Below are 18,544 nucleotides of genomic sequence, written 5' to 3'. Positions count from 1 at the left end.
GATCCGTGTCTCACGGTGGACCACCCTAAGCCATTGACAGGATTCCTGTTGAAAGAGAACACTGAGCCAACCGACAGGATTCCTGTCGATCTATCGTGGGTGCCGGCCCGGCCCGCCGCACCGCTCCACGGGAATCCCACCGCCATCAGGAAGAGGCACAGTCATGGATCTGCAGGGCAAGGTCGCCGTCGTCACCGGGAGCGGACGCGGACTGGGACTCGCCTACGCCCGGGCCCTGGCCGCCGCCGGCGCCGCCGTCGTGGTCAACGACACCGACGCCCACGTGGTCGACGAGGCGGTCGGCGCCATCACCGCGGCCGGCGGCCGGGCCACCGGCGTCGTGGCCGCCGTGGGCGACAGCGAGGCCGCCGAACGGCTCACCGAGGCGGCGGTGCGCGAGTTCGGCCGGCTGGACGTCCTCGTCACCAACGCCGGCATCCTCCGCGACCGGGTGCTGTGGAAGATGACGGACGACGACTTCGACTCCGTGGTCAAGGTCCACCTGCGCGGCACCTTCACCTGCGCCCGGGCCGCGGCGGTGCGGATGCGCGAGCAGGGTGACGGCGGACGGCTGATCCTGATCTCCTCCCCCGCCGGCCAGCGCGGCAACTTCGGCCAGACCAACTACGCCGCCGCCAAGGCCGGCATCGTGGCGATGGCCCGGACCTGGGCACTGGAGCTGGCCCGGGCGGGCATCACCGTCAACGCGGTCGTCCCCGTCGCCGCCACCGAGATGACCAAGACCATCCCGGCCTTCGCCCCGGTCATCGAGGAGGCCGAGCGCACCGGCGCGCCCCTGCCGGACTGGCTGCGCAAGGACGAGGGACTCGGCACCGTCGAGGACGTGGCCGGTCTGATCACCTTCCTCGCCTCGGACACCGCCAAGGACGTCACCGGACAGGCCATCGGCATCGGCGGCGACCGGCTGGCCCTGTGGGCCCACCCCAAGGAGGCGGCGGTCGCCTTCGCCGACGGCGGCTGGAGCGCCGACGCGATCGGCGAGCGCTGGCACGACGGCGTCGGCGCCGCCCCCGAGACGTTCGGCATCCCCGCTCCCAAGGCACCGGAGGCCTGACATGAGCGATCCGGTCATCGATGTCGACGCCCTGACCGCCATCGACGTCCACACCCACGCGGAGATCTCCCGTGCCGGTCACGGCGCCCTGAGTCCCGAGCTCTTCGGGGCCTCCGAGGAGTACTTCAAGGCGCACGGCCACCGGCAGCCGACCATCGACGAGATGGCCGCCCACTACCGGGAACGGCACATGGCCGCCGTGGTGTTCACCGTGGACGCCGAACACGCCACCGGTCATCCGCGCATCGCCAACGAGGAGGTCGCCGAGAGCTGCGCCGCCCACTGCGACGTGCTCGTCCCGTTCGCCAGTGTCGACCCGCACAAGGGCCGCGCGGGCGTACGGGAGGCACGCCGCCTGGTCGAGCGGTACGGGGTACGCGGCTTCAAGTTCCACCCCAGCATCCAGGCGTTCGCCCCGAACGACCGGATGGCGTACCCGCTCTACGAGGTCATCGAGGAACTCGGTGTGCCCGCCCTGTTCCACACCGGGCAGACCGGGATCGGCGCCGGAGTGCCCGGGGGCGGCGGCATCCGGCTGAAGTACTCCGACCCCATGCTCGTCGACGACGTGGCCGTGGACTTCCCGGAACTGCGGATCATCCTGGCTCACCCGTCCTTCCCCTGGCAGGACGAGGCGCTGGCCGTCGCCACGCACAAGCCCTACGTCCACATCGACCTGTCGGGCTGGTCACCGAAGTACTTCCCTCCGCAGCTGGTGCGGTACGCCAACACGCTGCTCAAGGACAAGGTGCTGTTCGGCTCCGACTACCCGGTCATCACCCCGGACCGCTGGCTCGCCGACTTCGAGAAGCTCGACATCAAGCCCGAGGTCCGGCCCAGGATCCTCAAGGACAACGCCGCCCGCCTGCTCGGCCTGGTCAAGGACTGAGGGAGGACACCGTGCTGAACCAAGGCATCGGCTCCTGGCCCGCCCGCCGGGCACGCAAGACCCCCCGGCGCACGGCCCTGGTCCACGGGGGCACCGAGATCACCTACCGGCTGCTGCACGAACGGATCCTGCGTCTGGCGCACGGGCTGCGCGACCTCGGCGTCGCCCGCGGCGACCGGGTCGCCCACCTGGGCCCCAACCACCCGGCCTTCCTGGAGACCCTGTTCGCGGCGGGTGCCCTCGGTGCCGTGTTCGTGCCGCTCAACATCCGCCTCACGGCAACGGAGCTGGCGTACGGTCTCCGGGACTCGGGCAGTACGGTGCTGGTCCACGGCGCCGCGCAGGCCGCCGCGGCCGCCTCGGCCGCCGCGGACGGCGGAGTCCGGCACCGCATCACCCTCGGCGCACCGGACGGTGAGGCCCGCGGCTACGAGGACCTGCTGGCGGGCAGTGACGTCGGTCCGCTGGACGAGCCGGTCGCCCCGGACGATCCCTGCCTCATCATGTACACCTCCGGGACGACGGGCCGCCCCAAGGGCGCGGTGCTCTCGCACGCCAACATCACCTGGAACAGCGTCAACGTCCTCGTCGACACCGACCTGACCGGTGACGAGGTCACCCTGGTCGTCGCCCCCCTGTTCCACACCGCCGGGCTCAACATGACCTGCCTGCCGACCCTGCTCAAGGGGGGCCGGGTCGTACTGCTGGAGGCCTTCGACCCGGGGACGGTGCTGGACGTCGTCGAGCGCAGGCGCGTGACGTACATGTTCGGCGTGCCCACGATGTACGACGCGATGGCCGCCCATCCGCGCTGGCGGACGACCGACCTGTCCAGCCTGCGCACCGTGACCTGCGGCGGGTCACCCGTCCCGGCACGCACCATCGAGCGGTACCTCGCCCGCGGACTGGCCTTCAGCCAGGGATACGGCATGACCGAGGCATCCCCCGGCGTGCTCTTCCTGGACCGGGAACAGACCTCGGCCAAGGCGGGTTCGGCGGGCGTCCCGCACTTCTTCACCGACACCCGGGTGGCCCTCGCCGACGGCAGTCCCGCAGGGCCCGGGCAGCGCGGCGAGGTCCTCGTCCAGGGACCCCACGTGATGTCCGGCTACTGGGGCCGCCCCGAGGACACCGCGGCGGCCTTCACCGACGACGGATGGCTGCGCACGGGCGACGTCGCCCGCACGGACGAGGACGGCTACGCCTACATCGTCGACCGGGTCAAGGACATGTTCGTCTCCGGCGGGGAGAACGTGTACCCGGCCGAAGTGGAGGATGCCCTGATGGGTCACCCGGCGGTGCGCGAGTGCGCCGTCGTCGGCGTGCCGGACGAGGTCTGGGGCGAGGTCGGTCACGCCGTCGTCGTCCTGGAGGCCGGCCGCCTCGCCGACGGGCCCGGGATCCTCGCCCACCTGCGGGGCCGGCTGGCCAAGTACAAGATCCCGAAGACCGTCGCCTTCGCCGGGGAACTGCCCCGGACGGCCTCCGGCAAGATCATCAAATCGGCCGTGCGCGAGGCTCATCCGGCCCCCTCCCTCGAACCCACCAACCGGACCCCGTGGAAAGGCAGCACCCCGTGACCACCACCGCCCAGGGCCTCGAAGGCCTCGTCTCCCTCGCCGGCCGCGACCTCGGCCGTACCGACTGGCTCGAGATCACGCAGGATCGCGTGAACACCTTCGCCGACGCCACCGACGACCACCAGTGGATCCACACCGACCCGGAGAAGGCCCAGCACGGCCCCTTCGGCGGCCCCATCGCCCACGGCTACCTCACCCTGTCCCTGATCATCCCGATGTTCGGCGACCTGCTGGAGATCTCCGGCATCTCCATGAGCGTCAACTACGGCCTGGAGAAGGTGCGCTTCCCGAGCCCCGTTCCGGTCGGAGCGAAGATCCGCCTGCACGGTGCGGTCGACTCGGTCGACGCGGTCAAGGGCAACGGGGTGCAGATGGCGCTGACCTTCACCGTGGAGGTGGCGGGCAGCGAGAAGCCGGCCTGCGTGGCACGGGCGGTGTACCGGCACTACGCCTGAGCAGCCTTCTGGCCGTACCGGACAGGGCGGTCAGTAGCCGCCGTCGCCGGCCTTGGGCTTGGTGGTGATCTTGTCGCCGTCGAGGTCGACGACGAACCGAAGAGGTAGAGGGTCCGGCCCTTCTCGTCGACGAGCGACTTGCCGTAGGTGCCGTCCTTGACGTCGACCGCGGGGGCGCCCGACGAGGTCGCGGCCGGTACGACGTCGGTGTCCGGCGCGTCCGCGGCGTTGCGGGTCTCCGTACGAACACCCGGCTGTCGGACCCAGTGCACCCCAGGACCCGCGAACCGACCAACGCACCGCGTCTGTTCGGAGTGCGGCCGACCGCGCACGGTGCCGCCGGCCCGTTCTGGAGCGCCGGTCCGGGTTCGGAGCCCGCGCTCAGCTCATGTCGGAAGCGTGCAGCAGCAGTTGCGCCACCGCGATGCCGGCCACCACGATGGCCGTGCGGAACGGCCACCTGCTGCAGGTTCCCCACCGCACGGCCGTGCCCGCCACGGCGGCGACCACGGCTGCCCCCGTCAGCACCCGGTCCATCACTCCGCTCGCGCCGGGCGGTCCCACGGCGAGCACTCCCACGGCGGCCGACATCACGACCGGCGCCAGCCTGCGGCAGGCCGAGCGGTGCAGCCGCTGTGGCAGCCCGCGCACCCCCGTGGCCAGGTCGTCCTCGATGTCCGGAAGCACGTTCGCCAGGTGGGCACCCACGCCCAGCAGGGCCCCGGCGGTCGCGGCCCACCATGCGGGCCAGGCAGACAGGGGCGGACCGAGGGTGACGAAGGCCGGCAGGGAGGCGAAGCCCACCGCGTACGGCAGTGGCGAGAGGACCGTCCGCTTCAGCCGCAGGTTGTACGCCCAGCCGGCGGCCACCCCCACCAGGTGGACCGCTCCCGCGGCGAGCCCGCAGACCAGCGACAGAGGTACGCACAGGGCCAGGGCGGTGCCCGCCGCCGCGGCAGCGGCGGCACACGGAAGCTCCCCGGTACCCACCGGCTTGTCACCGCGTCGGCAGGCGGAGTCCCGCCGTGCGTCGACCGCGTCGTTGCACCAGCCGACCGAGAGCTGGCCGGCCAGTACGGCGAGGGCCACGGCCACCGACCCGGCCGGCCCGCGGCCGGCTCCGACCGCCAGGACCGTCGCGAGGACGGTGACGGCGATGGTCGGTTCCGGATGGCAGGCGCGCAGCAGTGCCACGACTCTGCCGGACGAGCGCGGGAGAACCCCGGACGGGTGGAGTGACACGTACGCACGGTAGTGGGACCGGCGGCCGAGGAAGGCATGAACGACATGCGTGTCCCCGTGCTCGTCGAGCATGCTCCCTCCCCGTCCGCTTCCGCTTCCCCCGCGCGGCGCCCGACGCCACCGCCCGCGGCGGGTCCCCGCATCGCCGCCGTGCGGTGCGCGATGCCCCGGCACCGGTACGCCCAGCACGAGCTCACCGGGCCCATCGGCGACCTGTGCCTGCCCTCCGGGGCGGACCGCGCCCTGCTGCACCGTGTGCACGCGTCCGCGGGGGTGCGTACGCGTCACCTCGCCCTGCCGATCGAGCGGTACGCCCGGCTCGGTGACTTCGGGCGCAGCAACGACACGTGGCTGGAGACGGGTCTCGAACTGGGCGAGGAGGCCCTTTCGGGTGCGCTGCGCGAGGCGGGGCTGGCACCGGCCGACGTCGACCTGCTGGTGTTCGCCTCGATCACCGGCGTGGCCGCGCCGTCGCTCGACGCCCGGCTGGCCGGGCGCATGGGGCTGCGGCCCGACGTCAAGCGGCTTCCGCTGTTCGGGCTCGGCTGCGTCGCGGGCGCCGCCGGTCTCGCCCGGGTGCACGACCACCTCCGCGGGCACCCCGACGACACCGCGGTACTGCTCACCGTGGAGCTGTGCTCGCTCACGCTCCAGCGCGGTGACTCCTCGCGCGCCAACCTCGTCGCCGGGGCGCTCTTCGGCGACGGCGCCGCCGCACTCGTCGCCCGCGGCGGCGACACCGACGGCAGCAGCAGCACGGTCGCACCCGCGGCCGGTCCCCGCGTGGTCGCCACGCGCAGTCACCTGTACCCGGGTACCGAGCGGCTGCTCGGATGGGAGATCGGCGCCGCCGGCTTCCGCGTCGTGATCGACGCCGGTGTCCCCGACATCGTCCGGGGCCACTTCGGCCGGCATCTGCGCGCGTTCCTGGCCGAGCACGAGCTGACCGTCGACGACATCGGAACCTGGATCTGCCACCCCGGGGGCCCGCGGATCATGGCGGCGGTGAGCGAGACACTCGGCCTGTCCGAGGACGCCCTGGACTGCTCGCGGCGCTCCCTCGCGGCGGTGGGGAACATGTCGTCCGTGTCCGTGCTGCACATCCTGGAGGACATCCGGGCACGTCGTGCACCGGAGCCCGGCAGCTGGGGCCTGCTCCTGGCGATGGGCCCCGGGTTCTGCTCCGAACTCGTCCTGCTGCGCTGGTGAGGTGCTCTCATGCCGTGGTACGCGCTGCTCGTCCTCGCCGTCGCCGCCGAACGCGTGGCCGAACTCGTCGTCGCCCGCCGCAACGCGGCGTGGACGCTCGGCCGCGCCGGAGTCGAGCACGGCCGCGGCCACTATCCCGTGATGGTCGCCCTGCACACCGGGCTGCTCGCGTGCTGTCTGCTCGAACCCCTGCTCGCCGACCGCCCGTTCCTGCCCGCCCTGGGCTGGCCCATGCTGGCCCTCGCGCTCCTGGCGCAGGCCCTGCGCTGGTGGTGCATCGCGACGCTCGGGCCCTACTGGAACACCCGGGTGATCGTCGTTCCGGGAGCGCGCCTGGTCGGCGCCGGACCCTACCGCTTCCTGCGGCATCCCAACTACGTCGCGGTCGTGGTGGAGGTGGCCGCCCTGCCCCTGGTGCACTCGGCGTGGCTGACCGCGGCCGCTTTCACCGCTGGCAACGCGATGCTGCTCACCGTCCGCCTGCGCTGTGAGAACACGGCCCTCGCCCAAGCAGCGCCCGCGTGAGCACCCGCCACGACCTGGTGATCGTCGGGGGCGGACCCGCCGGTCTCGCCACCGCCCTGCACGCGGCGCGCGCCGGTCTCGACACGGTCGTCGTCGAGCCCCGCCCGGCGCCGGTCGACAAGGCCTGCGGCGAAGGGCTGATGCCCGGCGCGGTCCGCTCGCTCGCCGCGCTCGGCCTGACGGTCCCCGGCGTCCCCGTCAGCGGCATCCGTTACGTCCAGGGTGCCCGCGGGGTCCAGGCCGCGTTCCGCCACGGCCCCGGCATGGGCGTGCGCCGCACCGACCTGCACGGCGTGCTGCACCGTGCCGTGCTGGCGGCCGGGGTGCCGGTGCTGCCGCTGCGCGTGGAAGAGGTGCGGCAGGACCGTGCGGGCGTGAGCGTGCCCGGCGCGGGGCTGCGCTCCCGGTGGCTGGTCGCGGCGGACGGCTTGCACTCCCGTGTGCGCCGTTCCCTCGGCCTGGAGGTGCCCACCCGTGGCGCACCCCGCTACGGGCTGCGCCGGCACTACGCGGTGGCGCCCTGGTCGCCGTACGTCGAAGTGCACTGGGGCAGCGACGCGGAGGCGTACGTCACCCCGATCGGCCCGCGGCTCGTCGGCATCGCCGTGCTGACCACCCGGCGCGCCTCCTTCAGCACCCACCTGGAGGGCTTTCCCGGTCTGGCGGCCCGGCTGCCGCCGGACCGGGCGGTCACCTCGGTGCGGGGCGCCGGGCCCCTGCGGCAGCGGGCCCGCACCCGGGCCCACGGCAAAATCCTGTTCGTCGGGGACGCCGCCGGATACGTCGACGCCCTGACCGGTGAGGGCGTCGCCCTCGCCCTCGTCGGCGCCGAGGCCCTGGTCGCCAACCTGCGCCGGGGCACACCCGACCGCTACGAGGCGGACTGGCGCAGGGCGACCCGCAGGCACCGGCTGCTGACCGAACTCCTGCTGCGAGCCCGCCTGCAGCCGGCGCTCGCCCCCCGCATCATGCCCACCGCCGCTCGTCTGCCCCGCGTGTTCTCGGCCGCGGTGAACGCGCTGGCCTGAGCCGCCCCGGCCCCGACATGCAGAATTGCGAAACTTTGCAATTCATTAGATCCTTCATTGGCTGGGCCCGCTGATAGTCGCGGGCCCCGACGAGGGAGGCGTTCGTGTCGGCAGGCGCTCGGCTCTGGGAGCTGCTGCCCAGGCGTACCGATGTGGCGCAGCTGCGCCGAAGCCCGCGCAGGGATCTGCTGGCCGGGCTGACGGTGGCGATCGTGGCACTGCCACTCGCGCTGGGCTTCGGGGTCTCCTCCGGACTCGGCGCCGAGGCGGGGCTGGCGACCGCGGTGGTCGCGGGCGCCGTGGCCGCCGTGTTCGGCGGTTCGAACCTCCAGGTCTCCGGGCCGACGGGCGCCATGACGGTGGTCCTGGTGCCCATCGTGGCCGAGCACGGGCCGTCCGGGGTTCTCGCCGTGGGGCTGATGGCGGGCGTGCTGCTCGTCGCGCTGGCGGCGCTCCGGGCCGGCAAGTACATGCGGTACGTGCCCGCGCCGGTGGTGGAGGGGTTCACCCTCGGCATCGCCTGCGTGATCGCCCTGCAACAGGTTCCGGACGCGCTGGGCGTGGCCAAGCCGGAGGGCGAGCGGGTGCTGGTCGTCGCCTGGCGCGCCCTGCGGGAGTTCGCGCAGCACCCGAACTGGACCGCGGTCGCGCTCGCCCTCTCGGTCGCCGTCGTCATGCTGCTCGGTGCCCGCCGGTGGCCGAAGGTCCCCTTCTCGATCCTCGCGGTGATCGCCGCCACGGCGGTCGCCCAGTTCGCCGGTCTGGACGGCGCCCGGCCGATCGGCGACCTCCCGTCCGGTCTGCCGGCGCCCTCACTGTCCTTCCTGGACCTGTCCGCACTGGGTTCGCTGCTCACTCCCGCGGTGGCGGTGGCGGCGCTGGCCGCCCTGGAGTCGCTGCTGTCGGCCTCCGTCGCCGACGGCATGACGGTCGGCCAGCGGCACGACCCCGACCGCGAGTTGTTCGGGCAGGGGCTGGCGAACATCGCCGCCCCCCTGTTCGGCGGAGTTCCCGCGACCGGAGCCATCGCCCGCACCGCCGTCAACGTGCGTACGGGCGCGAGCTCCCGGCTCTCGTCGTTCACCCACGCCGTCGTTCTGGCGGTGATCGTCTTCACCCTGGCGCCCCTCGTGTCCCGGATTCCGCTCGCCGCGCTCGCCGGGGTCCTGCTGGCCACCGCGGTCCGCATGGTCGAGGTCGGCTCGCTCCGGGCCATGGCCCGGGCCACCCGCTCGGACGCGCTGATCCTGGTGCTCACCGCCGTGGCCACGCTCGCGCTGGACCTCGTCTACGCGGTGGTCATCGGCCTCGTGGTCGCGGGAGCGCTGGCGCTGCGGGCGGTCGCCAAGCAGGCCCGTCTGGATCAGGTGCCGCTCGACCACGGGGACCACAGTGCCGAGGAGCACGCCCTGCTCGCCGAGCACATCGTGGCCTACCGCATCGACGGGCCCCTCTTCTTCGCCGCGGCCCACCGCTTCCTGCTGGAGCTGGCCGAGGCCTCCGACGTCCAGGTGGTCATCCTGCGCATGTCGAGGGTGACCACCGTCGACGCCACCGGCGCCCTGGTCCTGAAGGACGTCGTGGAAAAGCTGAACCGGCGCGGCATCGTCGTCATGGCCTCCGGCATCCGTCCCGGCCAGCGCCGCGTGCTCGAATCGGTCGGCGCGCTGGATCTCCTCCGCCCGGCGGGGCGCGAGTACGCCTCCACGCCGGAGGCGATCCGGGGTGCGCGTACGTATCTGGAGGGCGCCGGGCTGTTGCTGCCGCGACCCGCCCAGGCGCCCGGGGCCGTTGCCACGGAGACGGAACAAGCGGTGTGACGGGCGCGGGCCGGGAACGGCCGGCGCCACGACGTCGAGGACGCGTCGGATCGGATCGTGGGCACTCAGGCGGCGCGGTCCGGCGTCCGGTGCTCGTCCGCGGGTGAGAGATGGGCCAGGCACAGCGACGGCTCGACGAAGGGGTCGAGCCGGTCGACGCCGAACGGGGCGCGCACTTCCTTCAGGGCGCCGCGCATGAGGCCCAGGTGCAGGGAGCACACCGTGTCGCGGTGTTCCACGGCGACCTCCAGGAAGGGGCAGTGGCGCAGCGGGACGACCGGATCCGGACGGTGTTCGACGGGGCCGGGGGCGAAGCCGACGTCCGTGAGCACCCGGGTCAGCCGCCGGACGGCCTCCTCGGCGTCGATGCGCCGGGCGGGCGAGGGGGTGTCGACGAGGTAGCGGCCCCACGCCTCCCCGGCGCCGACGGCGGCCTGCGCCGGTTGGGACAGGGCTTCGGTGATGAGGCCGGTGAGCATCCGGGCGAGCAGCCGATAGCTGCGGGGGCCGGTCGGTTCCGCGGAGGAGGCGGCGGGGCGGTAGACGACGCGGGGTCTGCCGGGGCGGCCGCTTCCCTCGGTGGTGCGCTCGGCGAACCCCTCCTTGACCAGGGTGTCGAGGTGGAAGCGCGCGGTGTTGGAGTGCAGTCCCGTCCGCTCGGCGATCTCCCGTACACCGACCGCGTCGTGTGCGGCGCGCAGTACGTCGAGCACCTGGGCGCGGCTCTCCCCCACGGCGGGAGGGCCCGGCGGGTCGTGCAGCGTCCGTTCGCTCATTTCGTGGATTTTACCCGGCCCTCATCGTAGAAACGAGGAAAGGGCCGCCGTCTATGCCACCCGGGTGATGCGCACCTGCCACCGCTCGGGCCCGGACTCGACGTACTCCCAGGTGAAGCGGCCGGGGTGGGTGGCCTCGAACTCGCGGCGCAGCGGCTTGGGGTCGTGGTTGTTGACCAGGACGAAGCTCTCTTCGGCCGCCAGACGGGCGAAGCGGGTGAAGATGCGCGGGTGACGTTGGCCGTGCGGGATCTCGCGCACGTCGACGACCGCCGGGTCCTCCAGTCGGCCGCCCGCCAGGACGGTGGTGAAGTCGCCGACGAGGGCGGACAGGTCGACTCCGGGCAGGGACGCCAGAGCGGGCAGCAGCACGGCACGCTCGATGCCGGCGTGCACGGTGAGCATCCCTTCGAGGACGCGGGCCGTGCCGGAACGTTCGCCCTCGTCGGTGGCTGCGGTCAGGGAGTCGGCGTGCCGGCCGATCGCGTCGGCCGCGGCACGCAGCGCCCGGACCAGGAGCCGCGTCTCGGCAGCGCCGGAGGCGGCGGCGTACAGCGTCCGGTCGGTGGCGGCCACGAGAACGCGCAGCTGTCCGGCGAACGCGGCGGCGGGCTCCGCGGCGGCCCCGGCCCCGGTGAGCGCGCCCAGCCGTTCCAGGACCTTCCGGTGGGCTTCCTCGATGACGGCCTGTGCCCGGAGGTCCGGGTCGGTGTCGGTCGCCTGGATGTACACGTCTGCAGCGGGTGCCATGCGTGATCCCTCTTCGTCCCGGCCGGGGCGGTCTGCCCCCGCGGATACCGCCGCCAATTATTACATGCACTGTCGTAAAAATTGCTGGACCAGAAGCCAGAAGCGAGAAGGGAGGAGAAAGGGCAGCGTCAGCGCTTCGTCAGGGCTGCTCGGGCGGGTCGACGACCACGCAGCAGCGGCCGGGGCGGGGTGCGAGCACCGCACGGCCGGGCTGTTGTCCGCCGGCTTCGAGCACGCCCCGCACCAGGTGCAGGTTCAGCCAGCACACCAGTTCCGTGTGCTCGCGAGCGAGCCGGTGGAAGGGGCAGTTGCGCAGGTCGATGCTTCCCCCGGCGGTCGTCGCGGGCTCATAGCCGCAGTCGCGCAGCGCCGCCGTCAGGTCCTCGCCACCGGCCGATCTGCCCGCCGCGTGCGCGGCTGCGGCCACGGCCTCCCGGACCGCCCCGGAGCCGTCCGCGGCGACGGCCTCGGCCAGCACCCCGGCCAGCAGACCGTAGTCGCGGGGCGGCACGCTGACCGACAGCTCCTGGTCCGTTCGCGTGTAGCGCTTGGCGGGGCGGCCCGCTCCCGGACCACCGCGCCCGGCCGCCCGCGCGTAGCCCACGGTCAGCAGGCCCGCCTCGGCCAGCTTGTCCAGGTGATAGGCCGCCAGCGTGCGGCTGATCCCGGCCGCCTTCGCGGCGTCCTCCCTGCTGACGGCCTCGTCGCAGGTCCGCACGTAGTCGTACAGCCGACGCCGCACCGGATCGTCCAGGCTGCTCAGTCCGCTGATGGCATCCCTGTCACGGTCCTCGTTCGTACCCACATTCCCAATGTAACACCAATGAGATTTGACAAACCTTGGACCACATGGCCAGCCTGTAAAAACAACAGAACTTGTCGATACACAGGGGCCGTGCACATGTCACAGGAGGGTCCGTAGATATGACCGCCACAGCCGCACTGCAGGTGATCGAGGACGTCACCGGGCCCGACCTGGCGGCCGCCGAGCGTGCCGCCCGGGAGTTCCTTCAGGCGCTCGGGGTCGTGGTGGACAGCGAGGGAGCACGGGACACACCCGGCCGGATGGCCCGCGGCTACGCCGAACTGCTCAACGCGCGCCCCTTCCGGATGACCACGTTCCCCAACGACGAGGGCTACGACGAACTCGTCCTGGCCCGCGACATTCCCCTGCGTTCGGTGTGCCAGCACCACATGCTGCCCTTCGTGGGGGTGGCACACGTCGGCTATCTGCCCGGCGCCCGGATCCTCGGGCTGTCGAAGCTGGCCCGGGTGGTGGAGCACTACGCCTGTCGGCCCCAGGTGCAGGAACGGCTGACCAAGCAGGTCGCCGACCACCTCGCCGAGCAGTTGCGGCCCCGGGGAGTCGGGGTCGTCGTCGAAGCCGAACACACCTGCATGACCCTGCGCGGAGTGCGGGCCACCGGATCGAGAACCGTCACCTCCACCCTGCTCGGAACGCTGCGCGAGGACGCGGCGTCCCGGCAGGAGTTCCTCGCCCTCACCGGCATCCAGCGGTAGCACGACAACGCACCAGGCCATTGGGAGGCAGTCATGAGCACACCGCAGCACCCGCCCCGGCGGATCCTGATCGTGGGCGCCGGCCTGGCCGGCGCGTCGGCCGCCGTCGCCCTGCGCGAACAGGGATTCGACGGAGACATCACCGTGTTCGGAGAGCAGTCCCACGACCCGTACGAACTCCCGCCGCTGTCCAAGGGCGTTCTGCTGGGCGAGCGGGACGAGCCGGACTGGGTCCGCGGAGCCGGCTACTACGGCGACCACGACATCACCCTGCGCCGGGAGACCACCGTCGCCGCGCTGAAGCCGGCCGAGCACGTGATCGTCGGCGCCGACGGCGAGACGCACGCGTACGACCGGCTCCTGCTGGCCACCGGGTCGCGCCCCCGAGTCCCGAAGGGCTTCGAGGGCCCCGGCGTGTACACGCTGCGCACCCTCGACGACGCCCTGGCCCTGCGCGAGAAGCTGACCGACGGAGCCCGCGTGGTGATCGTCGGTGCCGGCTGGATCGGCTGCGAGGTCGCTTCGGCGGCCCGCGCCCACGGCGCACGGGTGACCATGGTCGACCCCGTGCCGCTGCCGCTGCGGCACGCCCTCGGCGACCAGGTCGGAGCGGTCTTCCGCGACCTGCACGCCGACCACGGCGTCGCCCTGCGCCTGGGCGTCGGGGCGACCGGCACCGCGGTCCGCCCCGACGGCCGGACGGTACTGCTGGACGACGGCAGCGAACTGCCCGCCGACGTGGTGGTCGTCGGGGTCGGCGCGCTGCCCCGCACCGAACTCGCCGAGGCCGCCGGTCTGGACCTCGCGGCGGGGGCGGTCGCCACCGACGCCGCACTGCGCACCTCCGCCCCCGACGTCTACGCGGCCGGCGACATCGCCGCCCACGACCACCCGCGCCACGAGGGACGCGTACGCGTCGAGCACTGGTCCAACGCCAAGGAGCAGGGCGCCCACGTGGCGGGCAACCTCCTCGGCGGCCACGACGCGTACGGCGCCGACCCGTACTTCTTCTCCGACCAGTACGACCTCGGCTGCGAGTACCGCGGCCTCGCCGACCCCGCCCGCGACGAACTGGTCCTGCGCGGCGACCCGGCCACCCGCGAGTTCCTCGCCTTCTGGCTGCGCGACGGGCGGATCTCCGCCGCCCTCAACGTCAACTCCTGGGACCATGGCGACGCACTCGCCGCCCTGGTCGGTACCCGTGCACGGGTCTCCGCCCAGCAGCTCACCGAGGCAGAGCTCGACACACTCGCCACCGGCGACGCATCGCCCCGGCGATGAGCGCCCTCGACCGGCCGACGACAGGAGCCCCGCACACCATGACCACCACAGCAGTCGACCTGGAGTTCCGCGGCCGCCGCATAGTCGGCGACCGCCCCCTGGTGATGGCGATCGTCAATCGCACACCGGACTCCTTCTACGACCGGGGTGCCACCTTCGCCGCCGAGGCGGCGCAATCCGCCATCGCCCGGGCCGTCGCCGAGGGCGCCGACATGATCGACCTCGGCGGAGTCGCGGCCAGTCCGGGAGAGGAGGTCACGGCCGCCGAGGAAGTCTCCCGCGTCGTTCCGCTGGTGGAATGGGCCCGCGACCGCTACCCGGACCTGCTGATCAGCATCGACACCTGGCGCCACGAAGTCGGCGACGCCGCCTGCCGGGCCGGAGCGGACATCCTCAACGACGCCTGGGCCGCCGCCGACCCGAAACTCATCGAGGTGGCCGCCGACCACGGGGCCGGCTACGTGTGCACGCACACCGGCGGCCGCACTCCCCGCGCCGAACCCTACCGGCCCGACTACCCCGACGTGGTGGCCGCCGTCCGCACCTCCGTCGTCGAGCTGGCGGAGCGGGCCGAAGCCGCCGGGGTGCCCCGCGGCGGCATCCTGATCGACGCCACCGGCTACGGCAAGAACACCGCCGACCACCTCCTCCTGCTCCGCAGCCTCCCCGAGTTCACCCGGACCGGGTGGCCGGTCCTGATGGCCCTGTCCAACAAGACGTTCGTGGGCGAGATGCTGGATGTGGAACTGGGGGACCGGCTGGCCGGCACCCTCGCGGCGACCGCCATCGCCGCCAGGGACGGCGCCGCCGTCTTCCGGGCCCACCAGGTCCTGCCCACCCGGCACGTCGTCGAAATGGCCGCGGGCATCAACGGCAGCCGTCCCCCCGCCCGTACGAGTACCTGGATCGCCTGATGCACCTGATCTGGCCCGCCGAACACGCCCGGCCCGTCGACGACGACGAACTGGAACGCCTCTACACGTACCCGGACCGTGAGCGCTGGCTCGCCGTCAACTTCGTCGCCAGCGCCGACGGGGCCGTGGAAGTCGGCGGCCTGGCCAGGCCCCTGTCGACCCCGCCCGACCGCAAGGTGCTGCAGCTCGGCAGCGACCTCGCCGACGTCCTGCTGATCGGCGCCACCACGGCCATGGTCGAGGGCTTCCGCGGCGTCCACCCCGACCGGCACACCCTCGCCCGCCGGCGCCGCCACGGCCTGGCCGACGTTCCGCCGACGGCCGTCGTGAGCACCGGCAGAACACTGCCCGCCGACGCCCCCGTCATCACCCGGGCGCGCGTCCCGACCATCGTCCTCACCTGCGCTTCGGCACCCGAGCCGACGCGTCGGGCCTGGCAGGAGGCCGGGGCGGACGTGGTCGTCGCGGGCGAGGACGGCGTCGACCTGGCCGCGGCGGTCTCCGCACTCACCCGGCGAGGGCTGCGGCGCATCGACTGCGAAGGCGGACCCCACCTGTTCGGGGCACTGACCGCCGCCGGACTGGTCGACGAACTCCGGCTGACCGTGTCCCCGTTGCTGGCCGCGGGCCCGGCCGGCCGGATCGCCACCGGGCCGCCCACCCCACCCACCGGCCTGCGCCTGGCCACCGCACTCGCCGAGGACGACACCCTGCTGCTGCGCTACCTCACGCCGGTGCGCTGAACCGGCACGGCCGCCCAGGAGCCCGGTTCGGGGAACATGAGCCGGGCTCAGGGGCCGAGCGGGTTGGCGGCCATCCTGTCGGCGAGCCCGGACCGCACCGCACCGCCCGCGGAACTGCCGGGTTTGCGCGCGGCCTGGGCCTCGAAGCACGCCAGGAACCGCTCGGTGAGGTCCAGCCTGGGGTAGCGTGCCAGCACCTCGTCGCGGAAGTGCGGCGGGTAGTCGTCCGCGTCCTTGCCGGTGATCTCGGTCGCGGTGGCGCGGGCCAGCAGGTGCCCCTCGGGGTCCGTGGCGGCATCCACCTGCGGCGCCATATGACGGACGATCACGTCCGCCAGGCGCTCGCGGCGCTGCGCCGGCCATCCGGCGCCCGCCGCGAAGACGCGGGCGACGTGGCCGCTCGCCTCCTCGAACGCGACGGTGTGGCTGTCGAACGCCGGGACCAGCCCGATGTCGTGGTGGAGGGCTGCGACGTAGAGGAGTTCCGGGTCGAACGAGAGGCCGTCCGCCGTGCCGCGGGCGGCCGCCCACACGTAGGCGCGCAGCGAGTGGTTGAGCAGCGCGGGCGGCAGGTAGGCGGTCGCGACGTCCAGGGCGGCGGCCGAAGCCGCGCTGCCGGGCACGGGCAGGGCGTCGAGCGACATACGGGTCACCGCCGGCCCGCCGCCTCGTCAGGTCCCCCGGTCGCGACGCGGATGATCGTCCTGCCGTGCCTGCCCGGGCCGGACGCGAACGCGGCGGGTGCCTCGGCGAGCGGGCGCACCTGGGCGACGGACACCTTGAGCCGCCCGTCCCTCACCCGCTGCGCGAGGTCGGCGAGCCTGACCCGGTCGGATTCGACGACGAAGAAGACCGCCCGCCCGTTCTCCGGCCCGACGACAGGGGGCTCGGCGATCGTGACGAGGGTTCCGCCGGGACGCACCAGGGCGGCCGAGCGCTCCAGGATCTCGCCGCCGATGACGTCGAACACGACGTCGGCCTCTCCCGCGTCCTCCAGCCGGTCCGACTGCAGGTCCAGGAAGACGTCGGCGCCCAGGCCGAGAGCGGTGTCCCGGTCGGCGGCACGACCGGTGCCGATCACCCGGGCACCCGCCTCGCGGGCGAGTTGGACCGCGATCGAACCCACGCTGCCGGCAGCGCCGTGGATCACGACCGTCTGCCCCGTCGCGAGCCGGCCGTGGTCGAACAGCCCCTGCCACGCGGTCAGCCCCGAGACGGGCAGCGCGGCGGCCACGGTGTGGTCGACATCGGCGGGAAGCGGGACCAGGTTGCGTGCCTCCACCGCGGTGTACTCGGCCAGCGAACCGTTGCGCGTCCAGTCGGCCAGGCCGAACACCCGCTGGCCGACGGTGAGGCCGGTGGTGCCGTACCCCAGTTCCTCGACCACGCCCGACAGTTCGTGCCCGGGCACACTCGGTGTGCGGTCGCGCCCGGCACGGTCGGTCCACGTACCCGGCCAGGTGAGCTCCCCGCGGGTGAAACCGGCGGCGTGCACACACACGACGACGTCGTTCTCGGCAGCGTGCGGGTAGGGCAGTTCCGTCAGGGCGAGCCCTTCGGCGCCCGCGTCACGGTCATGGACGGAGATGGCTTGCATAGCGGATCCTCGGGGTCGAGCGGCGGTCGTCACGCACACGGTGCCCCGCGCGCGGTCCCGCGGCACGCGATGCGCCGTTCCCTCGACCGTATGCTCCCGCCACTCCGCCCGGGTGGGCCACTTCGCCCCCGGCGGACTGAGCCATTCACCGGATGGCCGCCACCCTGCGCACATGAGATTCTGGACGGCATGGCGGACGACTTTTCCGTGGGAAACCGCGTGCGCTGGAACTCCGGGGCAGGAGCGACAGGACCGACCATGTCGCCATGCACAGGGGTGGAGCGCTGAAGAAGGCATAGGGGCCGAGGTGAGCCGGGTCCACACGATCGGGCATTCGACGCGTGCCTTCGACGAGGTGCTGGACATGCTGCGCAGCCATGACATCACCTGCCTGGCCGATGTGCGCTCCTACCCGTCGTCGAGGAAGCATCCCCAGTGGAACCGGTCCGCCGTCGTGGAGAATCTGCCGTCCGACATCGAGTACCGCTGGTTCCCCCGGCTCGGCGGTCGGCGGCACACGCCCAAGGGGGTCCGAAGTGAAAACGGTGCGTGGCGAGTAAAGGCGTTCCGCGACTACGCCGACTACATGGCGGGGGACGAATTCGCGGAGGGCCTGGACGAGCTGATCCGGCTGGCGCGGCACGAGCGGCCCGCGATCATGTGCAGTGAGGCGGTGCCATGGCGGTGCCACCGCCGGCTGATCACTGACGCGCTGCTGGTCGCCGGGGTGGAGGTCGTGCACATCATGTCGCGGACGGCCGTGAAGCCGGCGGTCCTGAACGAGCACGCACGGGTCCGCGACGGCCGCCTCACCTACCCGCCGCCCGGCTCGGAGGTGCCGTGACCTTCGTCGACGAGGTCCGGGACGCGGTGTGCTCGATCCCCGCGGGTGCCGTGGCCTCCTACGGCGACGTCGGTGAACGGGTCGGTGCCGGTGCGCGGCAGGTGGGTCGGGCCATGAGCCTGCTCGACGAGGGCGTGCCCTGGTGGCGTGTCGTGTACGCGGACGGGACGCCGCCCTCCTGCCACGGCGGGCGGGCGCCGGTCCTGCTGCGGGACGAGGGAACGCCGATGCGCCAAGTGCGCGTGGACATGGCCCGTGCCCGCCACCACTGGACGCCGTGACGTCCGCGCCCGGT

The 18,544-nt window shown here is 73.1% G+C and carries 21 protein-coding genes; 14 read left to right on the top strand and 7 right to left on the bottom strand.

The annotated features are described in order from the left end of the window. Positions 1 to 163: 163 nt before the first annotated feature. The 4 genes from ACH4D3_RS12590 to ACH4D3_RS12575 are packed head-to-tail and all read left to right on the top strand — an operon-like array spanning position 164 to position 3,999. The gene (locus ACH4D3_RS12590; RefSeq protein ID WP_398320352.1) at positions 164 to 1,075 is read left to right on the top strand and encodes an SDR family oxidoreductase; all 912 of its coding nucleotides are present in this window, start codon (positions 164 to 166) and stop codon (positions 1,073 to 1,075) included. 1 nt (position 1,076) lies between these two features. Further along, the gene (locus tag ACH4D3_RS12585; RefSeq protein WP_398320349.1) at positions 1,077 to 1,964 is read left to right on the top strand and encodes an amidohydrolase family protein; all 888 of its coding nucleotides are present in this window, start codon (positions 1,077 to 1,079) and stop codon (positions 1,962 to 1,964) included. Between the two features lie 11 nt (positions 1,965 to 1,975). Then, on the top strand, positions 1,976 to 3,544 hold the full coding sequence (locus ACH4D3_RS12580; RefSeq protein WP_398320346.1) for a long-chain fatty acid--CoA ligase: 1,569 nt from the start codon (positions 1,976 to 1,978) through the stop codon (positions 3,542 to 3,544). Next, entirely contained in the window at positions 3,541 to 3,999 is a 459-nt protein-coding gene (locus tag ACH4D3_RS12575; RefSeq protein WP_398320343.1) for a MaoC family dehydratase, read from the top strand. Before ACH4D3_RS12580 ends, ACH4D3_RS12575 begins: the two co-directional genes overlap by 4 nt. Here the strand turns inward: ACH4D3_RS12575 and ACH4D3_RS12570 are convergent. Both ACH4D3_RS12570 and ACH4D3_RS12565 read right to left on the bottom strand, forming a co-directional pair. Next, positions 3,990 to 4,271, bottom strand: coding sequence for a hypothetical protein (locus ACH4D3_RS12570; RefSeq protein ID WP_398320340.1), 282 nt, complete (start codon positions 4,269 to 4,271; stop codon positions 3,990 to 3,992). The two genes, ACH4D3_RS12575 and ACH4D3_RS12570, sit on opposite strands and share 10 nt — an antisense overlap. Before the next feature lie 109 nt (positions 4,272 to 4,380). After that, on the bottom strand, positions 4,381 to 5,241 hold the full coding sequence (locus ACH4D3_RS12565; RefSeq protein ID WP_398320337.1) for a UbiA family prenyltransferase: 861 nt from the start codon (positions 5,239 to 5,241) through the stop codon (positions 4,381 to 4,383). 36 nt (positions 5,242 to 5,277) lie between these two features. Here ACH4D3_RS12565 and ACH4D3_RS12560 point away from each other — a divergent pair, with 36 nt between their 5' ends. From ACH4D3_RS12560 to ACH4D3_RS12545, 4 genes are all read left to right on the top strand, one after another. Beyond that, on the top strand, positions 5,278 to 6,450 hold the full coding sequence (locus ACH4D3_RS12560) for a type III polyketide synthase (RefSeq protein WP_398320335.1): 1,173 nt from the start codon (positions 5,278 to 5,280) through the stop codon (positions 6,448 to 6,450). A gap of 9 nt (positions 6,451 to 6,459) precedes the next feature. Then, positions 6,460 to 6,975 carry an isoprenylcysteine carboxyl methyltransferase family protein gene (locus ACH4D3_RS12555; RefSeq protein ID WP_398320332.1) on the top strand — a complete coding sequence of 172 codons (516 nt, stop codon included), beginning with the start codon at positions 6,460 to 6,462 and terminating at the stop codon, positions 6,973 to 6,975. Continuing rightward, on the top strand, positions 6,972 to 8,003 hold the full coding sequence (locus ACH4D3_RS12550) for an NAD(P)/FAD-dependent oxidoreductase (protein WP_398320329.1): 1,032 nt from the start codon (positions 6,972 to 6,974) through the stop codon (positions 8,001 to 8,003). The genes ACH4D3_RS12555 and ACH4D3_RS12550 overlap by 4 nt, the downstream gene beginning before the upstream one ends. Positions 8,004 to 8,107: 104 nt before the next feature. Then, a complete protein-coding gene (locus ACH4D3_RS12545; protein WP_398320326.1) occupies positions 8,108 to 9,823 on the top strand; it encodes a SulP family inorganic anion transporter in 1,716 nt (571 codons plus the stop codon). A 65-nt stretch (positions 9,824 to 9,888) separates the two neighbouring features. Here the strand turns inward: ACH4D3_RS12545 and ACH4D3_RS12540 are convergent, their stop codons facing one another. The 3 genes from ACH4D3_RS12540 to ACH4D3_RS12530 form a co-directional block, all read right to left on the bottom strand. After that, complete coding sequence (locus ACH4D3_RS12540) at positions 9,889 to 10,599, bottom strand: helix-turn-helix transcriptional regulator (protein WP_398320323.1); 711 nt, start codon at positions 10,597 to 10,599, stop codon at positions 9,889 to 9,891. Between the two features lie 51 nt (positions 10,600 to 10,650). Next, entirely contained in the window at positions 10,651 to 11,349 is a 699-nt protein-coding gene (locus ACH4D3_RS12535; RefSeq protein ID WP_398320320.1) for a DUF2249 domain-containing protein, read from the bottom strand. Positions 11,350 to 11,488: 139 nt separating this feature from the next. Beyond that, a complete protein-coding gene (locus ACH4D3_RS12530) occupies positions 11,489 to 12,154 on the bottom strand; it encodes a helix-turn-helix transcriptional regulator (RefSeq protein WP_398320317.1) in 666 nt (221 codons plus the stop codon). 119 nt (positions 12,155 to 12,273) lie between these two features. Between ACH4D3_RS12530 and folE the strand changes: the two genes are divergently transcribed. The 4 genes from folE to ACH4D3_RS12510 are packed head-to-tail and all read left to right on the top strand — an operon-like array spanning position 12,274 to position 15,808. Continuing rightward, positions 12,274 to 12,870: a GTP cyclohydrolase I FolE gene (gene folE / locus ACH4D3_RS12525; RefSeq protein WP_398320314.1), complete on the top strand. Its 597-nt coding sequence runs from the start codon at positions 12,274 to 12,276 to the stop codon at positions 12,868 to 12,870. Between the two features lie 33 nt (positions 12,871 to 12,903). Beyond that, positions 12,904 to 14,151, top strand: coding sequence for an NAD(P)/FAD-dependent oxidoreductase (locus ACH4D3_RS12520; protein WP_398320311.1), 1,248 nt, complete (start codon positions 12,904 to 12,906; stop codon positions 14,149 to 14,151). Between the two features lie 38 nt (positions 14,152 to 14,189). Continuing rightward, positions 14,190 to 15,065, top strand: coding sequence for a dihydropteroate synthase (folP, locus tag ACH4D3_RS12515; protein WP_398320308.1), 876 nt, complete (start codon positions 14,190 to 14,192; stop codon positions 15,063 to 15,065). Then, the gene (locus ACH4D3_RS12510; protein ID WP_398320305.1) at positions 15,065 to 15,808 is read left to right on the top strand and encodes a pyrimidine reductase family protein; all 744 of its coding nucleotides are present in this window, start codon (positions 15,065 to 15,067) and stop codon (positions 15,806 to 15,808) included. Before folP ends, ACH4D3_RS12510 begins: the two co-directional genes overlap by 1 nt. 47 nt (positions 15,809 to 15,855) lie before the next feature. On the opposite strand, the gene ACH4D3_RS12505 is transcribed toward ACH4D3_RS12510, so the two are convergent. Then, positions 15,856 to 16,452: an HD domain-containing protein gene (locus ACH4D3_RS12505; protein ID WP_398320302.1), complete on the bottom strand. Its 597-nt coding sequence runs from the start codon at positions 16,450 to 16,452 to the stop codon at positions 15,856 to 15,858. Positions 16,453 to 16,457: 5 nt separating this feature from the next. Next, on the bottom strand, positions 16,458 to 17,405 hold the full coding sequence (locus tag ACH4D3_RS12500; protein WP_398320299.1) for an NADP-dependent oxidoreductase: 948 nt from the start codon (positions 17,403 to 17,405) through the stop codon (positions 16,458 to 16,460). A 307-nt stretch (positions 17,406 to 17,712) separates the two neighbouring features. Here ACH4D3_RS12500 and ACH4D3_RS12495 point away from each other — a divergent pair, with 307 nt between their 5' ends. Together ACH4D3_RS12495 and ACH4D3_RS12490 are read left to right on the top strand one after the other, a co-directional pair. Further along, positions 17,713 to 18,249: a DUF488 family protein gene (locus ACH4D3_RS12495; RefSeq protein WP_398320296.1), complete on the top strand. Its 537-nt coding sequence runs from the start codon at positions 17,713 to 17,715 to the stop codon at positions 18,247 to 18,249. Beyond that, a complete protein-coding gene (locus ACH4D3_RS12490; protein WP_398320293.1) occupies positions 18,246 to 18,530 on the top strand; it encodes an MGMT family protein in 285 nt (94 codons plus the stop codon). The genes ACH4D3_RS12495 and ACH4D3_RS12490 overlap by 4 nt, the downstream gene beginning before the upstream one ends. Positions 18,531 to 18,544: the final 14 nt, after the last annotated feature.

This window comes from Streptomyces sp. NPDC018026 (assembly GCF_044327745.1).
Lineage (GTDB): Bacteria > Actinomycetota > Actinomycetes > Streptomycetales > Streptomycetaceae > Streptomyces > Streptomyces rubrogriseus.
The sequence above is the reverse complement of the archived record's forward strand: the minus strand, read 5'-3'. Positions and strand labels throughout refer to the sequence as shown.